This window comes from Bradyrhizobium sp. MV1.5, from assembly GCF_055807615.1.
The window spans coordinates 20,866-37,615 of sequence record NZ_JBVVPL010000037.1; the positions used below are offsets into that span (position 1 = coordinate 20,866).

Genomic DNA, 16,750 nt, shown 5'->3' on the forward strand with positions numbered 1-16,750 from the left:
GCTAGAATCCCGCGCGTGTCTTGCCGTATCCGGCCGGTGCCGTCGCGTTCGCATCGAGCAGCCAGCGCGCGCGGGGCTGTGCTTCCATCGTGTCGGTCATGCCGAGTGCGAGACGTTCGGCGCCGGCCCAGGCGATCATCGCGCCGTTGTCGGTGCAGAGCGCCGGCGGCGGCATGATCAGTTGTGTTCCGGCCTTCCTCGCAACGTCATGCAGCGCGCCGCGGATCGCTTGATTGGCGGCGACGCCGCCGGCCGCCACCAGCGCACGCGGCGCACCGAACTGCTCGCGGAAAAGTTTGAGACCGACGCTCAATCGGTCGGCGGTGGAATCGAGCACGGCGGCCTGGAAGCTCGCGCAGAGATCGCTGACGTCCTGCGGCGTGATCTCGGCCAACCGGCTTGCTTCGTTGCGCACCGCCGTCTTCAATCCCGATAGCGAGAAGTTGGCGTCGGGGCGTCCCTGCAGCGGCCGCGGAAACGCAAAGCGCGCGGGATCGCCGCTGGCTGCTGCGCGCTCGACCTGCGGCCCGCCCGGATAGGGCAGCCCCAGCATCTTCGCGACCTTGTCAAAGGCCTCGCCGATCGCATCGTCGACGGTGGTACCGAGCCGCACATACTGGCCGACGCCGGTGACCGCAACGATCTGAGTATGGCCGCCCGAGGCGAGAAACAGGCAATAGGGAAATTCGAGTGCGTCGGTCAGGCGCGGCGTCAGCGCATGCGCTTCCAGATGGTTCACCGCGACCAGCGGCGTGCCGTGCACCATCGCGATCGCCTTCGCGGTGGTGAGCCCGACGATGACGCCGCCGATCAGTCCCGGGCCCGCGGCGGCCGCGACACCGTCGAGCTGGGCGAAGTCGATGCCGGCCTCGTGCATGGCGCGGTCGATGATGCCGTCGAGCAGGTCGACATGGGCGCGGGCCGCGATCTCCGGTACCACGCCGCCGAAACGGGCATGCTCCTCGACCTGCGACCATACGATATTGGACAGGATCTTGCCGTTGCCGTCAGGCGCACGCTCGATCACCGCCGCGGCGGTCTCGTCGCAGGTGGTTTCGATGCCCAGTACCAGCATTGGCGAATTGTTATCCAATTTGCGCCCTTCTCACCCCCCCCTTGCGCTGATCCGCAAAGCAGAGTTCTGGTACGTCCGGTAGCATTCCGGGGTCGGCCAACGCAATCGTCACGCGCGGCCGTTCCTCGTGAAAGCGCCACCGCCACGTGGTTCGGGAACACAAGCGATGTCCATTCTTGTCACACGGCCGCATCCCGACAATGAGGCGACGTCGCAAAATCTCCGTGTACGGGGTCATGTGGTGCTGCTCGCGCCGGTGCTCAAGTTCGAGCCGGTCGCCTTCCATGACGAGAGTGAAACGAGCTACAGCGCCGTCATTGTCACATCGGCCAATGCGATCCGTGCCGTCGCGTCACAATTACCGGACCTTGGTCTCCTGCAACTGCCGCTGTTCGCCGTCGGCGAGCACACGGCCGCCGCCGGGCGCGATGCCGGCTTTGCCGAGGTGATCGTCGCCGGCGGCGACGCCGCGGCCCTGCGCGACAAGGTGATGGAGAGCGCGCGCGACAAGCGGCTGAAGAAAAAGAGCACGTTGCTCTATCTCGCGGGCGCGGATCTCTCGCGCGACCTCGGCGGTGAGCTGGGCGCCGAAGGCTTCAACGTCGTCACGCAGACGACCTATCGCATGGCCCCGGTCAAGCTGTTGCCGCGCGATGTCTGTGAGGGTTTTGCCGCCCATGGGATCGAGGCGGTGCTGCACTACTCCCGGCGCAGCGCGCGGGCTTTCCTGGAGGCCGCGCGGGCGGAAGGTGTCGAAATCTCGGCTCTGGCGATCCCGCAATGCTGCCTGTCCGAGACGGTCGCCGGCGTGCTGCGCGAGGCCGGTGCCTCGCAGGTTCTGGTGGCGGCGACGCCGGACGAAAATGCCTTATTTGACACCTTGGAGCGTGCTTTGCGCACCCGTTTGGCGTAAGAGGTCGGGCCGAATCCGACGCAATCGGATCCGTTCGTTCAAGGCAGGTAAGTGTGAGGAACCGTCACGATGGCCGACGACAAGCCTGAAGACGCAGGATTGGCTCCCGAGTCCGGCCGCGCCAAGCGCATCCCGCCCACCATCGACCTCGAGGCAACCGAAGTCTCGACCCAGCCGCAGGAGGTGGCGGGCGAGCCTCAGGCCCCGACCGAACAGGCCGCGCATGAGCAGGGCAAGTCTGAAGTAGACAAGTCCGAACAAGCCAATGCCGAGCCGCAGCCCGAACCTGCCGAAGAGGAATCTTCCGTTGCGTCCGCGTCGGTCTCGCCGTCGATTTCACCCTGGGTTATCGCTCCGTTCTCCGGCGCCGTCGCAGCCGCCATTGTGATCGCGGTCGGCTGGATGCTGGGCTGGCCTGCGGTGCAGGCGCCGCCGGCTGCTCCGCAAGTTACGGGCGCAGCCGTCGACGCGCTGAGCGGACGCGTTGCCGCGGTCGAAGCCAAGGCGGGCAAGCCTGCCGCCGATCCGGCCATGGTGGCGCGGATCGACGCGCTGGAGAAATCCGCAACGAGCCTGCGCAGCGACATCGCCAATCTGCGCACGCAGTCCGACAAAACGGCAAGCGCCCTGAACGACGCGACATCGGCGCCACGCGCTGCCGCGCCCGATCTTGCCGCTCTCAACGACCGCCTCGCGCAACTCGAGCGTGCCAGCAAGACCGAACGTGCGGAACTCGCACAGCAGGGCGAGAAGATCGCCGACGCAAAGGCGACGGACGACAAGCCGCTGCGCCATGTGGTGGCGGCAGCCCTGCTCGACGTAGCCGTTCGCCACGGCGACGCTTATGTGTCGCAACTCGCTGCGGCGCGGTCGCTGGCAGCAAAGCCGGATATGCTGAAGCCGCTCGACACCTTTGCATCGTCTGGCATTCCGACGCCGGTTGCGCTCAGTCGCGAGCTCCTCAACATCGTGCCAAAATTGTCGCCGCCGGCGGAAGCCCCGGCCAGCGGCACCGGAATCGTCGAGCGCCTTCAGGCGGGGGCGTCAAAACTCGTCCGCATCGAGCGTACCGACGGGGTCGGCAACGATCGTGGCGCCATCGTCGCGCGGGTGACGGCGGCTGCGTTGCGCAACGATTTCGTCGAGGCACGGCGCGAGTTGAAGACGCTGCCCGAGGCCGATCGTGCACCGGCGCAAGCCTGGCTCGACAAGGCCGATGCCCGTGACGCCGCGCTCGCCGCCTCACGCAAATTCGCCGACGCCGCCATGGCGGATCTCGTCAAGCCTGGTCAATAAAGGTTCGCGCAACAATCAGCGCGTATAGGGATCGTCATGCTTCGCATCGTCCTCTTTCTCGTCCTGATCGCGCTGGCGGCGGCCGGCGCGGCCTGGGTTGCCGACCAGCCCGGCGACCTCGTCCTGACCGCGGGCGCTTTCCGCGTCACAACAACGCTTCCCCGATTCGTGTTCTTGCTTGGCCTCTTTGCCGCGGCAGTCGTGCTGGTCTGGAGCCTGCTGACGATGGTCTGGCGCGCTCCGGGACGTCTGCGCCGCCGTCGTCACGAAAGGCGTCATGCTCGCGGTCGCCACGCCATCACCCACGGCCTGCTTGCGATCGGCCATGGCGACACCGCGCTTGCCCGTCGTCACGCCGATACCGCGCGGCGGCTGGCCGCAAACGATCCGCTTGCGCTTCTCTTGCATGCGCAATCCGCGCAGCTCGAGGGCAATCGCGACGAGGCCCAGCGTGTCTTCCGTGTCATGGCCGAGCGCGAGGACACGCGCCTGCTCGGTCTGCGCGGCCTGTTCATCGAGGCGCAGCGCGCCGACGATGCGGTCGGCGCGGTGATGATCGCCGAGGAAGCGATCAAGCTGTCGCCGTCCTCGACCTGGGCCTCGCAGGCGGTGCTCGGCTTCCGCTGCGCGCGCGGCGACTGGAGCGGCGCGATCGCGATCCTCGATTCGAATCTGTCCGCGGGCCTGATCGACAAGCAGGCCTATCGCCGCCAGCGCGGCGTGCTGCTGGCCGCACGCGCGCTGGAATTGGAAACGATGGACCGCGACGTCGCGCGCGAGAGCGTGATGCAGGCGGTCAAGCTCGCGCCGACCCTGGTTCCGGCCGCGGTGCTCGCTGCAAAATTCGAGAGCGAGGCGCATCAGGTGCGCCGCGCCATGAAGCTGGTGGAAACCGCCTGGCTCGCCAATCCGCATCCTGATCTTGCGGATGCCTATGCGCATGTGAAGCTCGGCGATTCCGCGCGGCAGCGCTTGCAGCGCGTCGAGACGCTTGCTGCCAAGATTCCTGCCGACAAGGCTGGTTATGTCGAGGGCCAGCTGGCGATCGCGCGCGCCGCGATCGATGCGTCTGAGTTCGCCCGTGCGCGCGCGGTGCTGGCGCCTTACGTCAACGATCCGACCCAGCGCGTGGCGCTGCTGATGGCCGAGCTCGAGCGCACGGAGCATGGTGACGGTGGCCGGGCCCGCGCCTGGACCTTGCGCGCGGTGCGCGCCCGCCATGATCCGGCCTGGACCGCGGACGGTTATGTCAGCGATCGCTGGCGTCCGGTTTCCCCGGTCACCGGCCGCCTCGACGCCTTCCAGTGGCAAACGCCGGTCGCTAGCCTTCCTTCCGGCAAGGGCGACACGATCGAATCCTCGGCCTTCGAGGAAGCCATGCTGGCCGCCCCGCCGCCGAAGCGGGTGACGGCGGCCCCGAGCGAGAGCTCCGTGGAACCGGCTGTCATCGCGCCGGATCCGGCGCCTGCCGCGCAGGACAATTCGCCGCCCCTTGAGACCCAGGAAATCCTAGAGGAAACCGCCAAGGAGACCGCCAAAGAAACCGTCAAGGGAGAGCCGGCCGTCACGCCAGCCGAGCCGGTCAAACCGGCCCCTGAGGTCGCCGAATCATCGCCCGCGGCGGCGACGCCGGTGTTCAGGACACGCGCCGACCTCGGCAAACCTGCACCAGCACCTATTCCCGCCGTCATCCCGATCGTCCGCGCCCCGGATGATCCCGGGATCGATGACGAAGGTCCGAGCGATGAATTTACGGAACAAATCGGTACGCCCAGGGACCATGCAAAGGCCCAGGCCGGCGGCTGGCGCGGATTCTGGTCTCGCTGGGGCGGGTGAGCGGCATTTGGGAGCCGGCGCCACCTTGCCAATTCGGGCCCCGCCCGATATCAGGAGCGCGCGTATCGGGACCGGCCTCGCGCGGGCCCCGGCAGAGTTCGCCGCAATAGCTCAGTTGGTAGAGCACGTCATTCGTAATGACGGGGTCGGGGGTTCGAATCCCTCTTGCGGCACCAGCGCCCCAGCTCATTTGCTCTCCGCAAGCCAGGCGTTCTGACCAGGGCATTCGGTCACCGTGAACGCACGGCAGCATGAGTGATCGCAATCACATAACCTGTGGCCCGTCTCCCGTAGTGTTTCGAGCACGCCAAACACGGGGAGATTTCATATGCGTAAGATCATTCTGGTGGCCGCCATGGTGCTGGTCTCTGCATCTGCCCAGGCCGAAGGCCCGCGCAGCCTGTCGCTGTCCTCTGCCAACGGGCAGGCTTCGGTTCAGCAAACGGCGCCGGCGCTTGCTGCCACGCCGACACAGGTGAGCGAAGCAGCGCCTGCTGTCGAAGCTCCGAAATATCTCGATCGCCCGCCGGCGGTTTCGCTCACGGCGCCTGCGGCGGCCGCCACACCCACGGCCACGACGACCTCAGCGCCCGCGACGACCCAACCCGCCGCGAAGACGACGGCCAAGGCGGACAAGCCGAAGCACAAGCGTACATGGACCGAAGGCCGCATCATCAGCGAACTGCATCGACACGGCATCTACTGGTAAGGGGCATTGGTCCCAAAAAGCACATGGCCGGGACAAGCCCGGCCATGACGCGAGAAGTTTTGGATCTGATCGGGCGCGTTACTGCGAAACCGTCTGCACCACGCTCCCGATCGGACGCGCGCTCGAGGTCGGCACCTTCATATCCTTCAGCAGCGCCTCGTCATATTCCGGCAGCGAGTCGAGTGTTGTCTTGGCCTTCATCTGCACGACCTTGTAGCCGCCGGCCTTGAGCCGCGCGAGCAGCGCCGGCATCGCTTCGCCGGTATGCTTCTGGAAGTCGTGCATCAGGATGATGCCTTTGCCGAGCTTGTCGAGCCTGGTCATCACGGTTTCGATGATCTTCTCCGGCGTGGCGCCCTTCCTGAAGTCGAAGGAGTCGATGTCGGTCGAGAACATCGCGACATTGCGGGTGCCGAAATAGCTCACGATCGCCGGATTGTGCTGCAGCTGCGGGAAGCGGAAGAACGGCGCCGGGTTGGTGCCGAGCGCGTATTTCACCGCGCTAATGCCCTTTTCGACCTCGTCCTTGGCCATCTGCTCGGTCATCTTCTTGCCGTTCAGATTGACGTGCGACCAGGTGTGAGTGCCGACCGTATGGCCCTGGGCCAGCACCTGGCGCAGGATTTCGGGATGGTAGGTCGCATGCTTGCCGACCGAGAAGAACAGGCCCTTGGTGCATTCATCCGCGAGCGCCTTCAGCACGGCGGGCGTGTTGACTGGCCAGGGACCGTCGTCGAAGGTCAGCACGACCTCCTTGTCGGTGAGGAAGTCGAACTGCTTGAAATGATCGAAGCCGAAGCCCGGACCGCCGGTGGTGTCGATCTCGACCACGCGGGAGACGCCGAGCGCGTTGGGATTGGCGCAGGTCGATTTCTGCTGCACCGGCATCGGCGCGGGTGCGGGCGCCGGGGCGGCTGCCGCCGGCTTGGCCGCAATGGCCGCCGTGGTCGCGACGTCGTCCTTGGCGGCGAGCTTCGCCTGTGCCGGCAATTGATCGGCGGCACGGGCGGCAATCGTCTTGGGAGCGGCCTGGTCGGCGCGCGAGGAATAATAGAACCAACCGCCGGCGGCGATCACGACCGCCGCAACTACACTGGCCAGCATCAGGCCCAACGCATTACGCATCGCCATTCTTTCCAATTACGCAACCAAACCGGCGGAATTTCCCGCTCGCCGAGCCATTAATGCGAAGGATCGGTTAACGTGACACCAACACGACAGCGGATATGAAGGAATTTCAGCGAGGTGCTCCAACGTGACCGAGGTCACAGAGGGTGGGCCTCCCGTGACCGTCATCACAGTGGAAACTGTTTTGCTGGAGCATGGTCAATCCCATCAACAACGGGCCCGCTTCCAGCGGTGCCAATGGGAGCTTCAAATGACCAACTCGCTGAACACCAACTCGCTGAACACCAAGTCCTTGAGTAGCAAGATCCGCGACACCAGCCTGGCTCTGGGCTTTGCCGCCATCCTCTCGATCGCCTCGACCGGCTCCAGCTTCGCCTTCTCGTCCGAAGCGCAGCAGCAGTGCACCGGCGACGCTTTCCGTCTGTGCTCGTCGGAAATCCCGAACATCCCGAAGATCACGGCGTGCATGATGAAGCATCGTTCAGATCTGAGCGCCGGTTGCCGTGCGGTGATGGACAAGGACCTCGCCAAGGGCGGCGCGTCACGCAAGGTCGCTGACGCCCAGGACGGTCAGTAACAGCAACGATCGCGTCGTTGCGTCGGTTAGCTCCCCTCGCGATGTGCCCCGGCGTGAATGCCGGAGCCACGCGTCGGCGCAAGCCCGCCTGCCAATAAAGCCGTTGCGGCTTCGGGATCGTCGCTCTAGCTTCCCCCGCACATCTTCCGGGTAAGAGGCATTACGCGATGACCAGATTTCTTTTCATCATTCCATTGATCCTGTTTGCATCGGCTGCGTCAGCGCAGCAGCCCGGTCACGATGCCTGTGCGCGCGACGTCACGCGCTTCTGCCGCCCGGTGATGAACAATGGCGATCAGGCTGTGCTCGCCTGCCTCAAGCAGAACCGTACGCGGCTCACCAAAGGTTGCGACAAGGTGCTGACGGATCACGGGCAGTAAGACGTCGCTACGGACTCGCAAAACCCTAAGTGCTGCTTCCCGCCGCGGTGGCGACCACGGGCAGCACCTCACTTGCTGCCTGGTCCGGCGTCTCCTCTTTCCAGCGCACCGAGCCGAACGGACGCTCGAGCATGCGGCGGATCCGCACCGCGTCGGGGCCGACGTGGAAATCGATCGCCTCCTGATGCAGCGCGCGTTCGGACTGGGTCGAGCGGTTGCGCTGGCGCAGATAGTCGAGCCAGGTCGGACAGTGGTAGCGCTCGGTCCACAATTCGGGATCGGCGATGTCGCGCGCGATCGACCAGCCATAGGCGCCGTTGCGCTGCCGAGAGAGCTGCACGTCCTGCATCACGTTGTGAAAGGCGCGCGCGTTCTCTTGGGCGACGCGGTATTCGATCTCGACCACCAGCGGTCCGCTGCGCGCCGTGAGCGACAGTTTGACTTCCGGATCGGCCAGCACGTCGGCGTCTTCGTTACGGGCGCCGACGCGCGGCATCGTGAGCCAGATTCCCAGCACTGGCGAGATCAGCATCAGGCCGGCGGCCGTCAGCAGCGCGACCTCGACGCCGGCATAGTCGGTGAGATGGCCCCAGCCCCAGGCGCCGATCGCGATGCCGCCGGAAATCGAGGCCTGGAACGCCGCGAGCGAGCGGCCGGCGACCCAGCGCGGCGCCGAGAGCTGCACGCCGATATTGAACAGCGCGATGGCGGCCATCCAGACCGCGCCGGCGAGCACCAGCGCAGCCGCGGTCAGCACCGGCTCGGTGCTCACGGCAAGCGCGGCCATCGCAAACGCCATCGAGATGGTGCAGGCGCGGATCGCGGCTTCGCCGCTCATGCGCTTGCGCAATTCGTGGATGTTGAGCGCGCCGACCACGGCGCCCATCCCGAAGGCGCCGAGCATGATGCCGTAGGTCTGCGCGCCGCCATGCAGCAGGTCCCGCGCGACCAGCGGCATCAGCGCCATGATGGCACCGCCAATCAGGCCCATCATCAGCGTGCGCAACAGCACGATCTTGATCGGCGGCGAATTGGTGATGTAGCGGAAGCCCGACACCATGGCGCGGTTGAGCTTCTCCCGCGGCAGCCGCGAGGGTTCGGTGTTGCGCCGCCAGAGCAGCAGCACCACCAGCAAGGGCAAATAGAGGATCGCGTTACACGCAAACGCCGCCACCGCGCCGAGCGCGGCGACGATGACACCGCCGACCGCCGGACCGAAGCTGCGCGCGATGTTGTAGCTGATGCCGTTCAGCGCGACGGCCGACGGCAGTGCATCGGGCGGCACCTGCTCGCTGACCGAGGATTGCCAGGCCGGACCGAACAGTGCGTTGCCGCTGCCGACAACGAAGCAGAAGACGAGCAGCGTTTCCGGGGAAATGTAGTTGAGCCAGGCCAGGACCGTGAGCGCTGTCGCGCCAGTCAGCGCGATCATGAGTGCGATCAGGGTCACGATGCGGCGGTCGTACATGTCGGCGATGGCGCCGGCCGGCATCGAGATCAGCATGATCGGCAGCATCAGGGCGGTCTGCACCAGCGCGACCTTGTCCGCCGAGGCCGCCATCTGCGTCATTGCCCAGGCGGCACCCACGCCCTGGATCAGCAGGCCGAGATTGGAGAGCAGGCTGGCGAGCCAGATGCGCCGGAATACGGTGTATCGCAGCGGCGCCATGATGCCGTCGGCTGCAATTTTCTGGCGGTTCGTCTGCTCGGTCATATCCCCTTCCAAATGGGCTGGCAGAAGTGGTCTTGAAATTGTCTTGGAGTGGTCTTCGGGCGATTCCGGCAAGTTCAGTGATGCCTGCGAAAGTCCTTCGCTGTCCAGTGGTTAGGTCGGTATAAGCGGTGCACAGAGATGCTTTTGCCGGGGAGGAACAGATGAAGCTGTCGCGACGGACGATCTTGCAAGGTGCCGGCAGCTTGCCCTTCGCAATTGCGAGCTTGCGGACGGGTGCATCGGCTCAACCCGCACCCGCTGCGCCGGGCGAGGTGCCGCCGATCCTGTTCGTCCACGGCAATGGCGACTACGACGCGCTCTGGATGACGACCTTGTGGCGGATGGAATCCAACGGCATTGCGCGCGATCGCATGCGTGCGATCAATTTCACCGATCCCAATGCACGAAGTGACGACAAGGTCGAGCAGGCGGGCCGCTCCTCGACCGAGGACCAGCGCCGCGAGCTCGCCGCCGCCATAGCCGAATTGAAGCGCAGCACCGGCGTGGCCCGCGTGGCGCTGGTCGGCAGCTCGCGCGGCGGCTATGCCATCCGCAACGTCATCAAGAACGGCGGCGCCGGCGATGTCAGCCACGCCGTGCTGTGCGGCACGCCCAATCACGGCGTGTTCGCGACCGACGACCAGCCCAACAGCGAGTTCAACGGTCGCGGCGCGTTCTTGCGCGGCCTGAACGAGGGCGAGAGCGAGGCGACACCGGGTGTCGCCTTCCTCACCTTGCGTAGCGACGGCATGGACAAATACGCGCAAGCCGATGGCCGTTTCATCGGCAAGCCCGGTACGCCGACCGGCGTCAGCGTCGAAGGGCCGGAGTTGAAGGGGGCCACCAACCTCGTGCTCGGCGCACTCGATCATCGCGAAGTGGCATTTCACCCCCGGGCCTTCCGCGAGATCTACAAGTTCATCGCTGGCCGCGAGCCCGCGCGGATCGCGATTGTGCCGGAGCAGAGCATCAGGCTGAGCGGCCTCGTGACGGGCACACCGGGCGGCGCGCCGACCAATCGGCCGGTGGCCGGTGCAACCGTCGATGTCTTTCGGGTCGATCCTGAAACCGGTGAGCGTAAGGGCGGCGCCGTCCACAGCGCGAAGACCGGCGCCGACGGACGCTGGGGCCCGGCGCAGGTCGAACCTTCCTGGTCGCTCGAATTCGTCTTGTCATTGCCGGATGCGCCGACGACGCACATCTACCGCTCGCCCTTCCCGCGCTCGTCTGACGTGGTGCATCTGCGCGCCGCGCGTCCGCTCGGGCCCGCGGACAAGGACGCCGGGGCTGTGGTGATCATGTCGCGTCCGCGCGGTTATTTCGGCCTGCCGCGGGACGTGGTGCTGCTCGACGGCAAGGAGCCGGCGGACGTGAAATCGGGGGTGCCCACGGATTCGACAGCAACACTGCGCCTTCCGGCCGGCGAGGTCGGGCGTAACATCGTGGCCCAATTTGGCGAAGAACGAATTGTGGCACGCGCCTGGCCTGCCCAAGAGAACAGGATTGCGATTGCCGAGCTGACTTACTAGCTAATTGCCTGCGTCACCTCTGCGGGAGCGAGCCATGAACATCGCCAGCGTGCGTCGGCCCATCGTCCCTCCGACCCCGCCGCGTGCGCCCGACGACATGTCGTTCCTCGCCCGGCTTGCCGTGATCAAGCGGAACATGATCGCAACCTGGGGGCAGCGCGCCTACGAGGAAGACGTCATCGAGGGCCGATTCTTCTTTCGCAACAGTTTCATCCTGAACCGGCCGGATGCGATCCGGCATGTCCTGCTCAGCAATTACGAGAATTATTCGCGCACCCCGGCGGGCATTCGCATGCTGCGTCCCGTGCTCGGCGATGGTCTTCTGATTGCGGAGGGTCATTCGTGGACGTTTCAGCGCCGCACCCTCGCGCCTGCGTTCACGCCGCGTGCGACGGCAAATCTCGTTCCGCACATGACGGCGGTGCTCGACGAGACCATCGCGAAGCTCGACGGGCGAACGAGCGAGCCGGTCGATCTGCGCGAGATCATGCAGCGCATGACGCTTGAGATCGCCGGACGCACCATGTTCTCGTTCGGCATGGACCGGCATGGTCCGACCTTGCGCAACTTCGTCATGGAGTATGGAGCCCGACTCGGGCGGCCGTACTTGCTTGACATGGTGCTGCCGCTGTCCTGGCCAAGCCCGATGGATTTTGCCCGTGCCCGTTTCCGCAAGCGCTGGACCGAATTCGTAGCGATGCTGATCGCCGAGCGGCGTGAGATGGGCAAGCAAGACGGCGCGCCGCCGCGCGACCTTTTCGATCTCATGGACGAGGCGCGCGACCCCGAAACCGGCAAGGGTTTTTCGGACGAGCAACTGGTCGACGAAGTCGCGACCATGATCCTCGCGGGTCACGAGACCACGGCGACCGCGCTGTTCTGGGCGCTCTATCTGCTCGCCCTCGACCCGGACACGCAGGAAGAAATTGCCTCCGAGACGCGTGGCGAACACCTCGACAGCATGGCCGACATCGATCGCCAGAAGTTCACCCGCGCCGCGATAGAGGAGACCATGCGGCTTTATCCGCCGGCCTTCCTGATCGCCCGGGCCGCGCGCGAGAAGGACAACGCGGCCGGCGTCGCCATCGGCAAGGGCGACATCATTATGATCGCGCCGTGGCTGCTGCACCGGCACGAGAAGCTGTGGGATCAGCCGAACGCGTTCATTCCAAAACGCTTCATGTCGACGGAAGCGCCCGATCGGTTTGCCTATCTCCCCTTCGGTGCGGGTCCGCGCGTCTGCGTCGGCGCCCCCTTCGCGCAAGCCGAATCCGTGCTGGCGCTGGGCCGGCTGATCGGCGCGTTCCGTGTCGAGCTTGCCGATACCAGCCCTGTCATCCCGCTCGGCGTCGTCACAACGCAGCCGGACCACTCCCCGCGGTTCCGTATCACGCCACGGTGACGAGCCGCCGCGCCCTGACGGCACCGCCGACACACGAGATGAGCGACATGAGCGATATCCAGGCGCAGCTTTCGGTTCTCAGGCAGACGGCCGATCCGGCCGTTGTCGAGGTCATCGCGCGGTTGATCGCCGATGGTGAGGATCGCGATCTCCATCGTATCAATGCCCTCGACTTTGCAAATCGCACCGGGCTTGATCAGGAGAAGATCATCTCCGGATTTCTGCACGCCTCGCGGCTCGGCCTGTTCGACATGAGTTGGAACGTGCTGTGCCCCGGCTGCGGCGGAGTCCTCGGCGCGCATGCAACACTGAAATCTCTGAAGCATGACGACTACAACTGCGCACTTTGTGCCGCCGGATACGAAGCCTCCGTCGATGAGATGGTGGAGGTGGCGTTTACCGTCAGCCCGCGGGTGCGCCGCATCGGCGCTCACGATCCCGACACCCTGCCGATCTGGGAATATGTCCGGCAGATTTTCTGGAGTTCGGGCGTCGACGTCAGTGACGAGTCCTTCTCGCGACTGATCGACGAAGTCACACTCGAAGCACTGGAATTGCCGGCGGGTGAAACGGCGATCCTCTCGCTCAATTTGCCGAGCCAGTTCATCATCGTGTTCGAGCCGGTCACTCATTCCGCCCACTTCCTGGATGTCCAGGGCGAGCCGACGAGCCAGCGTCAGCAACTTTCGATGGTCTTCAACAAGTTGGAAGCGCCCACGGGGACTACCGTGATGCGCCCTGGACCGCTGCGCCTCACACTCGAGAACCGATCCGGAAATCGCGTACTGCCCTCGGTGTGGATCGCGGCTGATGCGTTGCATGAGATGCTCGGCAAGCGCAAGCCGATCCTCACGGCCAAACGGATGCTGTCGAACCAGACTTTTCGCGACGTCTTCAAGGCAGACAATCTCAATGTCGACCAGCGGTTGAAGATCACGTCCCTGACTTTCCTGTTTACCGATCTGAAGGGCTCGACTGCGCTGTACGAGCGCGTCGGCGATCTCAACGCTTTCGATCTGGTGCGAGCGCATTTCCGCGCGCTCCTGGAAATCATCGCCGCAGAGAAAGGAGCCGTGGTGAAGACGATCGGCGACGCGGTGATGGCGACTTTCGTCAGACCCGAGCATGCGATCGTAGCCGGCCTGCGAATGCGCGCAGCGATGGATGAATTGAACGAGCAGCGTGGTGCGGACGACCTTGTTCTCAAGATCGGCATCCACGAAGGTCCGTGCCTCGCAGTGATGCTCAATGACCGGCAGGATTATTTCGGCCAGACCGTCAACATCGCCGCCCGCGTGCAGAGCCTCTCGACCGCGCAGGAGATCCACATCACCGGCCCGGTGCTGGATGCGCCGGCGGTCGCCGAAGTCCTCAAGCAGCGCGAAATCAGGCCGATCCAGAAGCAGGCCGCACTGCGCGGCATCGCCGACAAGATGGTGGTGTACGAGATACCGTGAGGTGTTGCCCCCGACGTCGTCCTGGCGAAGGCCAGGACCCATACCGCGGAATCTATCGATTGCGGATGGTCGGCGTACCGGACCACAACCAGTCTTCGCCAAACGACTCCCTGGGCTAATGGGTCCTGGCCTTCGCCAGGACGACGTCGGAGAGACGATTTAGCCGCCCTGCAGAAACCAGCGCTCCAGATTGCCGAAACGTAATGCGGCGCGCGGAACTGACGCACATTGCGCCGGTTGAGTTTCCTGCTCATATAATACTGGTAGCGGCCGCGCCTCGCGGCTTCATCGATTTCGGTAGGACCATATGCTCGACGGCCTGCGCCAATTCATCGCCGACATTGTTGCTCCCCATGCCCAGGACCGTGCATTCGGTGACAGTGATTACCGCCTGGCGGCGACCGCGCTGCTCGTTCACGTGATCTCGCTGGACGGCCAGCCAACGGCTGCCGAGCAGCGCAAGTTGCACAGCCTGATCGAAAGCCACTTTGGGCTCGATCGCGGCACCGCGGATCGCCTGATCGCGGATGCGACCGAGGTCGAGGGCGAGGCGGTCGACCTCTATCACTTCACCAGCATCATGATGCGCTCGCTCGACGAAGAGGGCCGCAAGCGGGTCGTCCAGATGATGTGGGAGCTGGTCTACGCCGACGGCCAGGTTACGGAGTTCGAGGATAATGTGGTCTGGCGCGCTTCCGACCTGCTCGGGATTTCGCAACGCGACCGGATCGATCTGAAGCACGCGGTCGCAGATCGTGCCGGTGGTCAGGTCAAGGACAGCGCGGTCGGTGGGTGATCACAGCCAATTGGCGGTTGTGCGGACCACATGACGAAACTTTAATGTAGCCTCGGGGCTGCCCGGGTTCCGGATTTCGCCTGTAAATCCCTGGTTTTCCTGCTTCCCCCGTTTCCCGCTCAAGTGGCTATGCGGCGGACATCGCTTGCCTGTCGCGCTCGGCCTATGCTCTGGTTCCAGCATTGCGGGGCCAAAAAACTTCAATTCAAGAGACTTCGATCGTGACTGAGAGGGTAACGTTGATCACCGGTGCCTCGGCGGGCATCGGCACGGAGCTGGCGCGTGTGTTCGCCGCGAACGGACACCGTCTTGCGCTGACGGCGCGACGCGTGGACCGGCTCGAGGCGCTCGCGAACGAGCTCGCCGCCAAGGGCGGCAAAAAGCCGATCGTGATCGCCTGCGATCTCCAGGACGCGGATGCCGGCGAGAAGATCGCCGCTGCACTTGCTGCCGAAGGCGTCGAGCTCGATCATCTCGTCAACAATGCCGGCTTCGGCGTATTCGGTGACGCACTCGAGCGCGACCGGGTCGAGCAGCTCGGCATCGTGGATGTCAATGTCCGGGCCCTGACGGATCTGTCGCTGCGCTTCGCCGATCAGCTGATCAGGAACAAGGGCGGTCTTCTCAATGTCGGATCGGTCGCCGGCTTTCTGCCCGGCCCCGGCATGGCCGTCTACTACGCGTCCAAGGCCTATGTGATTTCCTTCACCGAGGCCCTTCGGGCGGAGCTTGCACCGCACGGCGTTCGCGTCACCGTCCTTTGCCCGGGCCCGGTGCCCACCGAATTCCAGGCGCGCGCCGGCGTTGGGTCCGGACATGATACGGCCCTTCTCAATGTTCCTGCCGCCGAGGTCGCACGGCAGGCCTATCGCGGCCTGATGTCCAACAAGCGGGCAGTGCTCCCTGGTCTGGGCATCAAGATTGTGCCATTTGCACTGCGGTTTTTCCCGCGCGGCTTCATCCTGTCGGCTACCAGCCGGTTTCAGAGGCAAAGACAGTAAAGAGAGCTCTCGGTCCGTAGTGGCCCGGAGCTTGCTTTCTATCGGGCGTGTGTGTGCGCAAACTCACACGAAATTAACGATCGCTTAGTTATGCTGGCGGTCTGAACCGATAGCACTCGCAGAGACCATGTCGTTCCGGACGGACAGGTTTGGTGGCGCAGAAGTGGTGCCCTTCCCCGGAAGGACGCCGAACGTCGCCGCCTCCGAAACCCGGTTGCCGGTTCTGATCATCCTGCATCAGGAATCCTCGACGCCCGGCCGCGTCGGCAATGCGCTGCGCGCGCTCGGCCATCGCCTCGACATCCGCCGTCCCCGCTTCGGCGATCCGCTGCCTGAGACCCTCGACCAGCATGCCGGCGCTGTGGTCTTCGGCGGTCCCATGAGCGCCAACGATCCCGACGACTACATCCGCCGCGAGATCGACTGGCTCGAAATCCCGCTCCGCGAACAGCGGCCGTTCCTCGGCATCTGCCTCGGCGCGCAGATGCTGGCGAAGCAGTTAGGGGCCCGCGTTGCGCCGCATGCGGATGCACTGACCCAGATCGGCTACTACCCGATCCGCCCGACAGAAGCGGGACACCGGCTCTGCCCGAATTGGCCGGCGCGGGTCTATCACTGGCATCGCGAAGGCTTCGAGTTGCCGGTCGGCACTGAACTGCTTGCGGAAGGCGATGATTTTCCGGTGCAGGCGTTCCGCACCGGCAACGCTTTCGGCGTGCAGTTTCATCCTGACGTGACCTACGCGATGATGCATTGCTGGACCACGCGCGGCTATGACGGGCTCAGCGCGCCCGGCGCCCGGCAGCGGCATCATCATTTCGCGGACCGTGCCGTCTACGATGTCGCGGAACGCGCCTGGCTCGATCATTTCATCGACGGCTGGCTCGCGCGCCGGCCGGTTCTGGCGCAAGCCGCCGAGTGATCGCGCCTTCTCAGG

15 protein-coding genes and 1 tRNA gene are annotated in these 16,750 nt (G+C 65.1%); 13 read left to right on the forward strand and 3 right to left on the reverse strand.

Going from position 1 to position 16,750, the window contains the following annotated elements; genetic code table 11:
• Nucleotide 1 precedes the first annotated feature (1 nt).
• Nucleotides 2-1,075 carry a tRNA (adenosine(37)-N6)-threonylcarbamoyltransferase complex transferase subunit TsaD gene (gene tsaD / locus AC0L2J_RS27325; protein ID WP_007604136.1) on the reverse strand — a complete coding sequence of 358 codons (1,074 nt, stop codon included), beginning with the start codon at nucleotides 1,073-1,075 and terminating at the stop codon, nucleotides 2-4.
• A gap of 166 nt (nucleotides 1,076-1,241) precedes the next feature.
• Between tsaD and AC0L2J_RS27330 the strand changes: the two genes are divergently transcribed.
• The 5 genes from AC0L2J_RS27330 (at nucleotide 1,242) to AC0L2J_RS27350 (ending at nucleotide 5,829) form a co-directional block, all read left to right on the forward strand.
• Nucleotides 1,242-1,988, forward strand: a complete 747-nt coding sequence (locus AC0L2J_RS27330; RefSeq protein WP_473395105.1) for a uroporphyrinogen-III synthase — start codon at nucleotides 1,242-1,244, stop codon at nucleotides 1,986-1,988.
• A 69-nt stretch (nucleotides 1,989-2,057) separates the two neighbouring features.
• Complete coding sequence (locus AC0L2J_RS27335; protein ID WP_007604139.1) at nucleotides 2,058-3,284, forward strand: COG4223 family protein; 1,227 nt, start codon at nucleotides 2,058-2,060, stop codon at nucleotides 3,282-3,284.
• A 36-nt stretch (nucleotides 3,285-3,320) separates the two neighbouring features.
• Nucleotides 3,321-5,120 (forward strand): heme biosynthesis HemY N-terminal domain-containing protein, encoded by a 1,800-nt coding sequence (locus tag AC0L2J_RS27340; RefSeq protein ID WP_473395085.1) that lies wholly within the window; start codon nucleotides 3,321-3,323, stop codon nucleotides 5,118-5,120.
• Nucleotides 5,121-5,220: 100 nt separating this feature from the next.
• A tRNA-Thr gene (locus AC0L2J_RS27345) sits at nucleotides 5,221-5,296 on the forward strand.
• Nucleotides 5,297-5,448: 152 nt separating this feature from the next.
• A complete protein-coding gene (locus tag AC0L2J_RS27350) occupies nucleotides 5,449-5,829 on the forward strand; it encodes a hypothetical protein (protein ID WP_473395086.1) in 381 nt (126 codons plus the stop codon).
• A gap of 78 nt (nucleotides 5,830-5,907) precedes the next feature.
• Here AC0L2J_RS27350 and AC0L2J_RS27355 read toward each other — a convergent pair whose 3' ends face one another.
• Nucleotides 5,908-6,954 (reverse strand): polysaccharide deacetylase family protein, encoded by a 1,047-nt coding sequence (locus AC0L2J_RS27355; protein WP_007604143.1) that lies wholly within the window; start codon nucleotides 6,952-6,954, stop codon nucleotides 5,908-5,910.
• Between the two features lie 253 nt (nucleotides 6,955-7,207).
• On the opposite strand from AC0L2J_RS27355, the gene AC0L2J_RS27360 reads away from it, so the two are divergent.
• On the forward strand, nucleotides 7,208-7,534 hold the full coding sequence (locus AC0L2J_RS27360) for a hypothetical protein (protein ID WP_473395087.1): 327 nt from the start codon (nucleotides 7,208-7,210) through the stop codon (nucleotides 7,532-7,534).
• A 167-nt stretch (nucleotides 7,535-7,701) separates the two neighbouring features.
• Complete coding sequence (locus tag AC0L2J_RS27365) at nucleotides 7,702-7,914, forward strand: hypothetical protein (protein WP_007604145.1); 213 nt, start codon at nucleotides 7,702-7,704, stop codon at nucleotides 7,912-7,914.
• A gap of 25 nt (nucleotides 7,915-7,939) precedes the next feature.
• Here AC0L2J_RS27365 and AC0L2J_RS27370 read toward each other — a convergent pair whose 3' ends face one another.
• The gene (locus AC0L2J_RS27370) at nucleotides 7,940-9,628 is read right to left on the reverse strand and encodes an MFS transporter (RefSeq protein WP_473395088.1); all 1,689 of its coding nucleotides are present in this window, start codon (nucleotides 9,626-9,628) and stop codon (nucleotides 7,940-7,942) included.
• 161 nt (nucleotides 9,629-9,789) lie between these two features.
• Here AC0L2J_RS27370 and AC0L2J_RS27375 point away from each other — a divergent pair, with 161 nt between their 5' ends.
• From AC0L2J_RS27375 to AC0L2J_RS27400, 6 genes are all read left to right on the forward strand, one after another.
• On the forward strand, nucleotides 9,790-11,157 hold the full coding sequence (locus AC0L2J_RS27375) for a hypothetical protein (protein ID WP_007604148.1): 1,368 nt from the start codon (nucleotides 9,790-9,792) through the stop codon (nucleotides 11,155-11,157).
• Nucleotides 11,158-11,191: 34 nt separating this feature from the next.
• Nucleotides 11,192-12,559 carry a cytochrome P450 gene (locus tag AC0L2J_RS27380; protein ID WP_007604149.1) on the forward strand — a complete coding sequence of 456 codons (1,368 nt, stop codon included), beginning with the start codon at nucleotides 11,192-11,194 and terminating at the stop codon, nucleotides 12,557-12,559.
• A gap of 47 nt (nucleotides 12,560-12,606) precedes the next feature.
• Nucleotides 12,607-14,016: an adenylate/guanylate cyclase domain-containing protein gene (locus tag AC0L2J_RS27385; RefSeq protein ID WP_007604150.1), complete on the forward strand. Its 1,410-nt coding sequence runs from the start codon at nucleotides 12,607-12,609 to the stop codon at nucleotides 14,014-14,016.
• Nucleotides 14,017-14,323: 307 nt separating this feature from the next.
• Complete coding sequence (locus AC0L2J_RS27390) at nucleotides 14,324-14,812, forward strand: tellurite resistance TerB family protein (RefSeq protein ID WP_007604151.1); 489 nt, start codon at nucleotides 14,324-14,326, stop codon at nucleotides 14,810-14,812.
• Nucleotides 14,813-15,033: 221 nt separating this feature from the next.
• A complete protein-coding gene (locus tag AC0L2J_RS27395; protein ID WP_473395090.1) occupies nucleotides 15,034-15,813 on the forward strand; it encodes an SDR family NAD(P)-dependent oxidoreductase in 780 nt (259 codons plus the stop codon).
• 127 nt (nucleotides 15,814-15,940) lie between these two features.
• Nucleotides 15,941-16,735, forward strand: coding sequence for a glutamine amidotransferase (locus tag AC0L2J_RS27400; RefSeq protein ID WP_473395091.1), 795 nt, complete (start codon nucleotides 15,941-15,943; stop codon nucleotides 16,733-16,735).
• The last annotated feature ends 15 nt before the right edge of the window (nucleotides 16,736-16,750 follow it).

Coding starts and splice junctions, on each gene's coding strand:
- tsaD (WP_007604136.1), bottom strand. CDS start 1,075: ATGCTGGTACTGGGCATCGAAACCACCTGCGACGAGACCGCCGCGGCG.
- AC0L2J_RS27330 (WP_473395105.1), top strand. CDS start 1,242: ATGTCCATTCTTGTCACACGGCCGCATCCCGACAATGAGGCGACGTCG.
- AC0L2J_RS27335 (WP_007604139.1), top strand. CDS start 2,058: ATGGCCGACGACAAGCCTGAAGACGCAGGATTGGCTCCCGAGTCCGGC.
- AC0L2J_RS27340 (WP_473395085.1), top strand. CDS start 3,321: ATGCTTCGCATCGTCCTCTTTCTCGTCCTGATCGCGCTGGCGGCGGCC.
- AC0L2J_RS27350 (WP_473395086.1), top strand. CDS start 5,449: ATGCGTAAGATCATTCTGGTGGCCGCCATGGTGCTGGTCTCTGCATCT.
- AC0L2J_RS27355 (WP_007604143.1), bottom strand. CDS start 6,954: ATGCGTAATGCGTTGGGCCTGATGCTGGCCAGTGTAGTTGCGGCGGTC.
- AC0L2J_RS27360 (WP_473395087.1), top strand. CDS start 7,208: ATGACCAACTCGCTGAACACCAACTCGCTGAACACCAAGTCCTTGAGT.
- AC0L2J_RS27365 (WP_007604145.1), top strand. CDS start 7,702: ATGACCAGATTTCTTTTCATCATTCCATTGATCCTGTTTGCATCGGCT.
- AC0L2J_RS27370 (WP_473395088.1), bottom strand. CDS start 9,628: ATGACCGAGCAGACGAACCGCCAGAAAATTGCAGCCGACGGCATCATG.
- AC0L2J_RS27375 (WP_007604148.1), top strand. CDS start 9,790: ATGAAGCTGTCGCGACGGACGATCTTGCAAGGTGCCGGCAGCTTGCCC.
- AC0L2J_RS27380 (WP_007604149.1), top strand. CDS start 11,192: ATGAACATCGCCAGCGTGCGTCGGCCCATCGTCCCTCCGACCCCGCCG.
- AC0L2J_RS27385 (WP_007604150.1), top strand. CDS start 12,607: ATGAGCGATATCCAGGCGCAGCTTTCGGTTCTCAGGCAGACGGCCGAT.
- AC0L2J_RS27390 (WP_007604151.1), top strand. CDS start 14,324: ATGCTCGACGGCCTGCGCCAATTCATCGCCGACATTGTTGCTCCCCAT.
- AC0L2J_RS27400 (WP_473395091.1), top strand. CDS start 15,941: ATGTCGTTCCGGACGGACAGGTTTGGTGGCGCAGAAGTGGTGCCCTTC.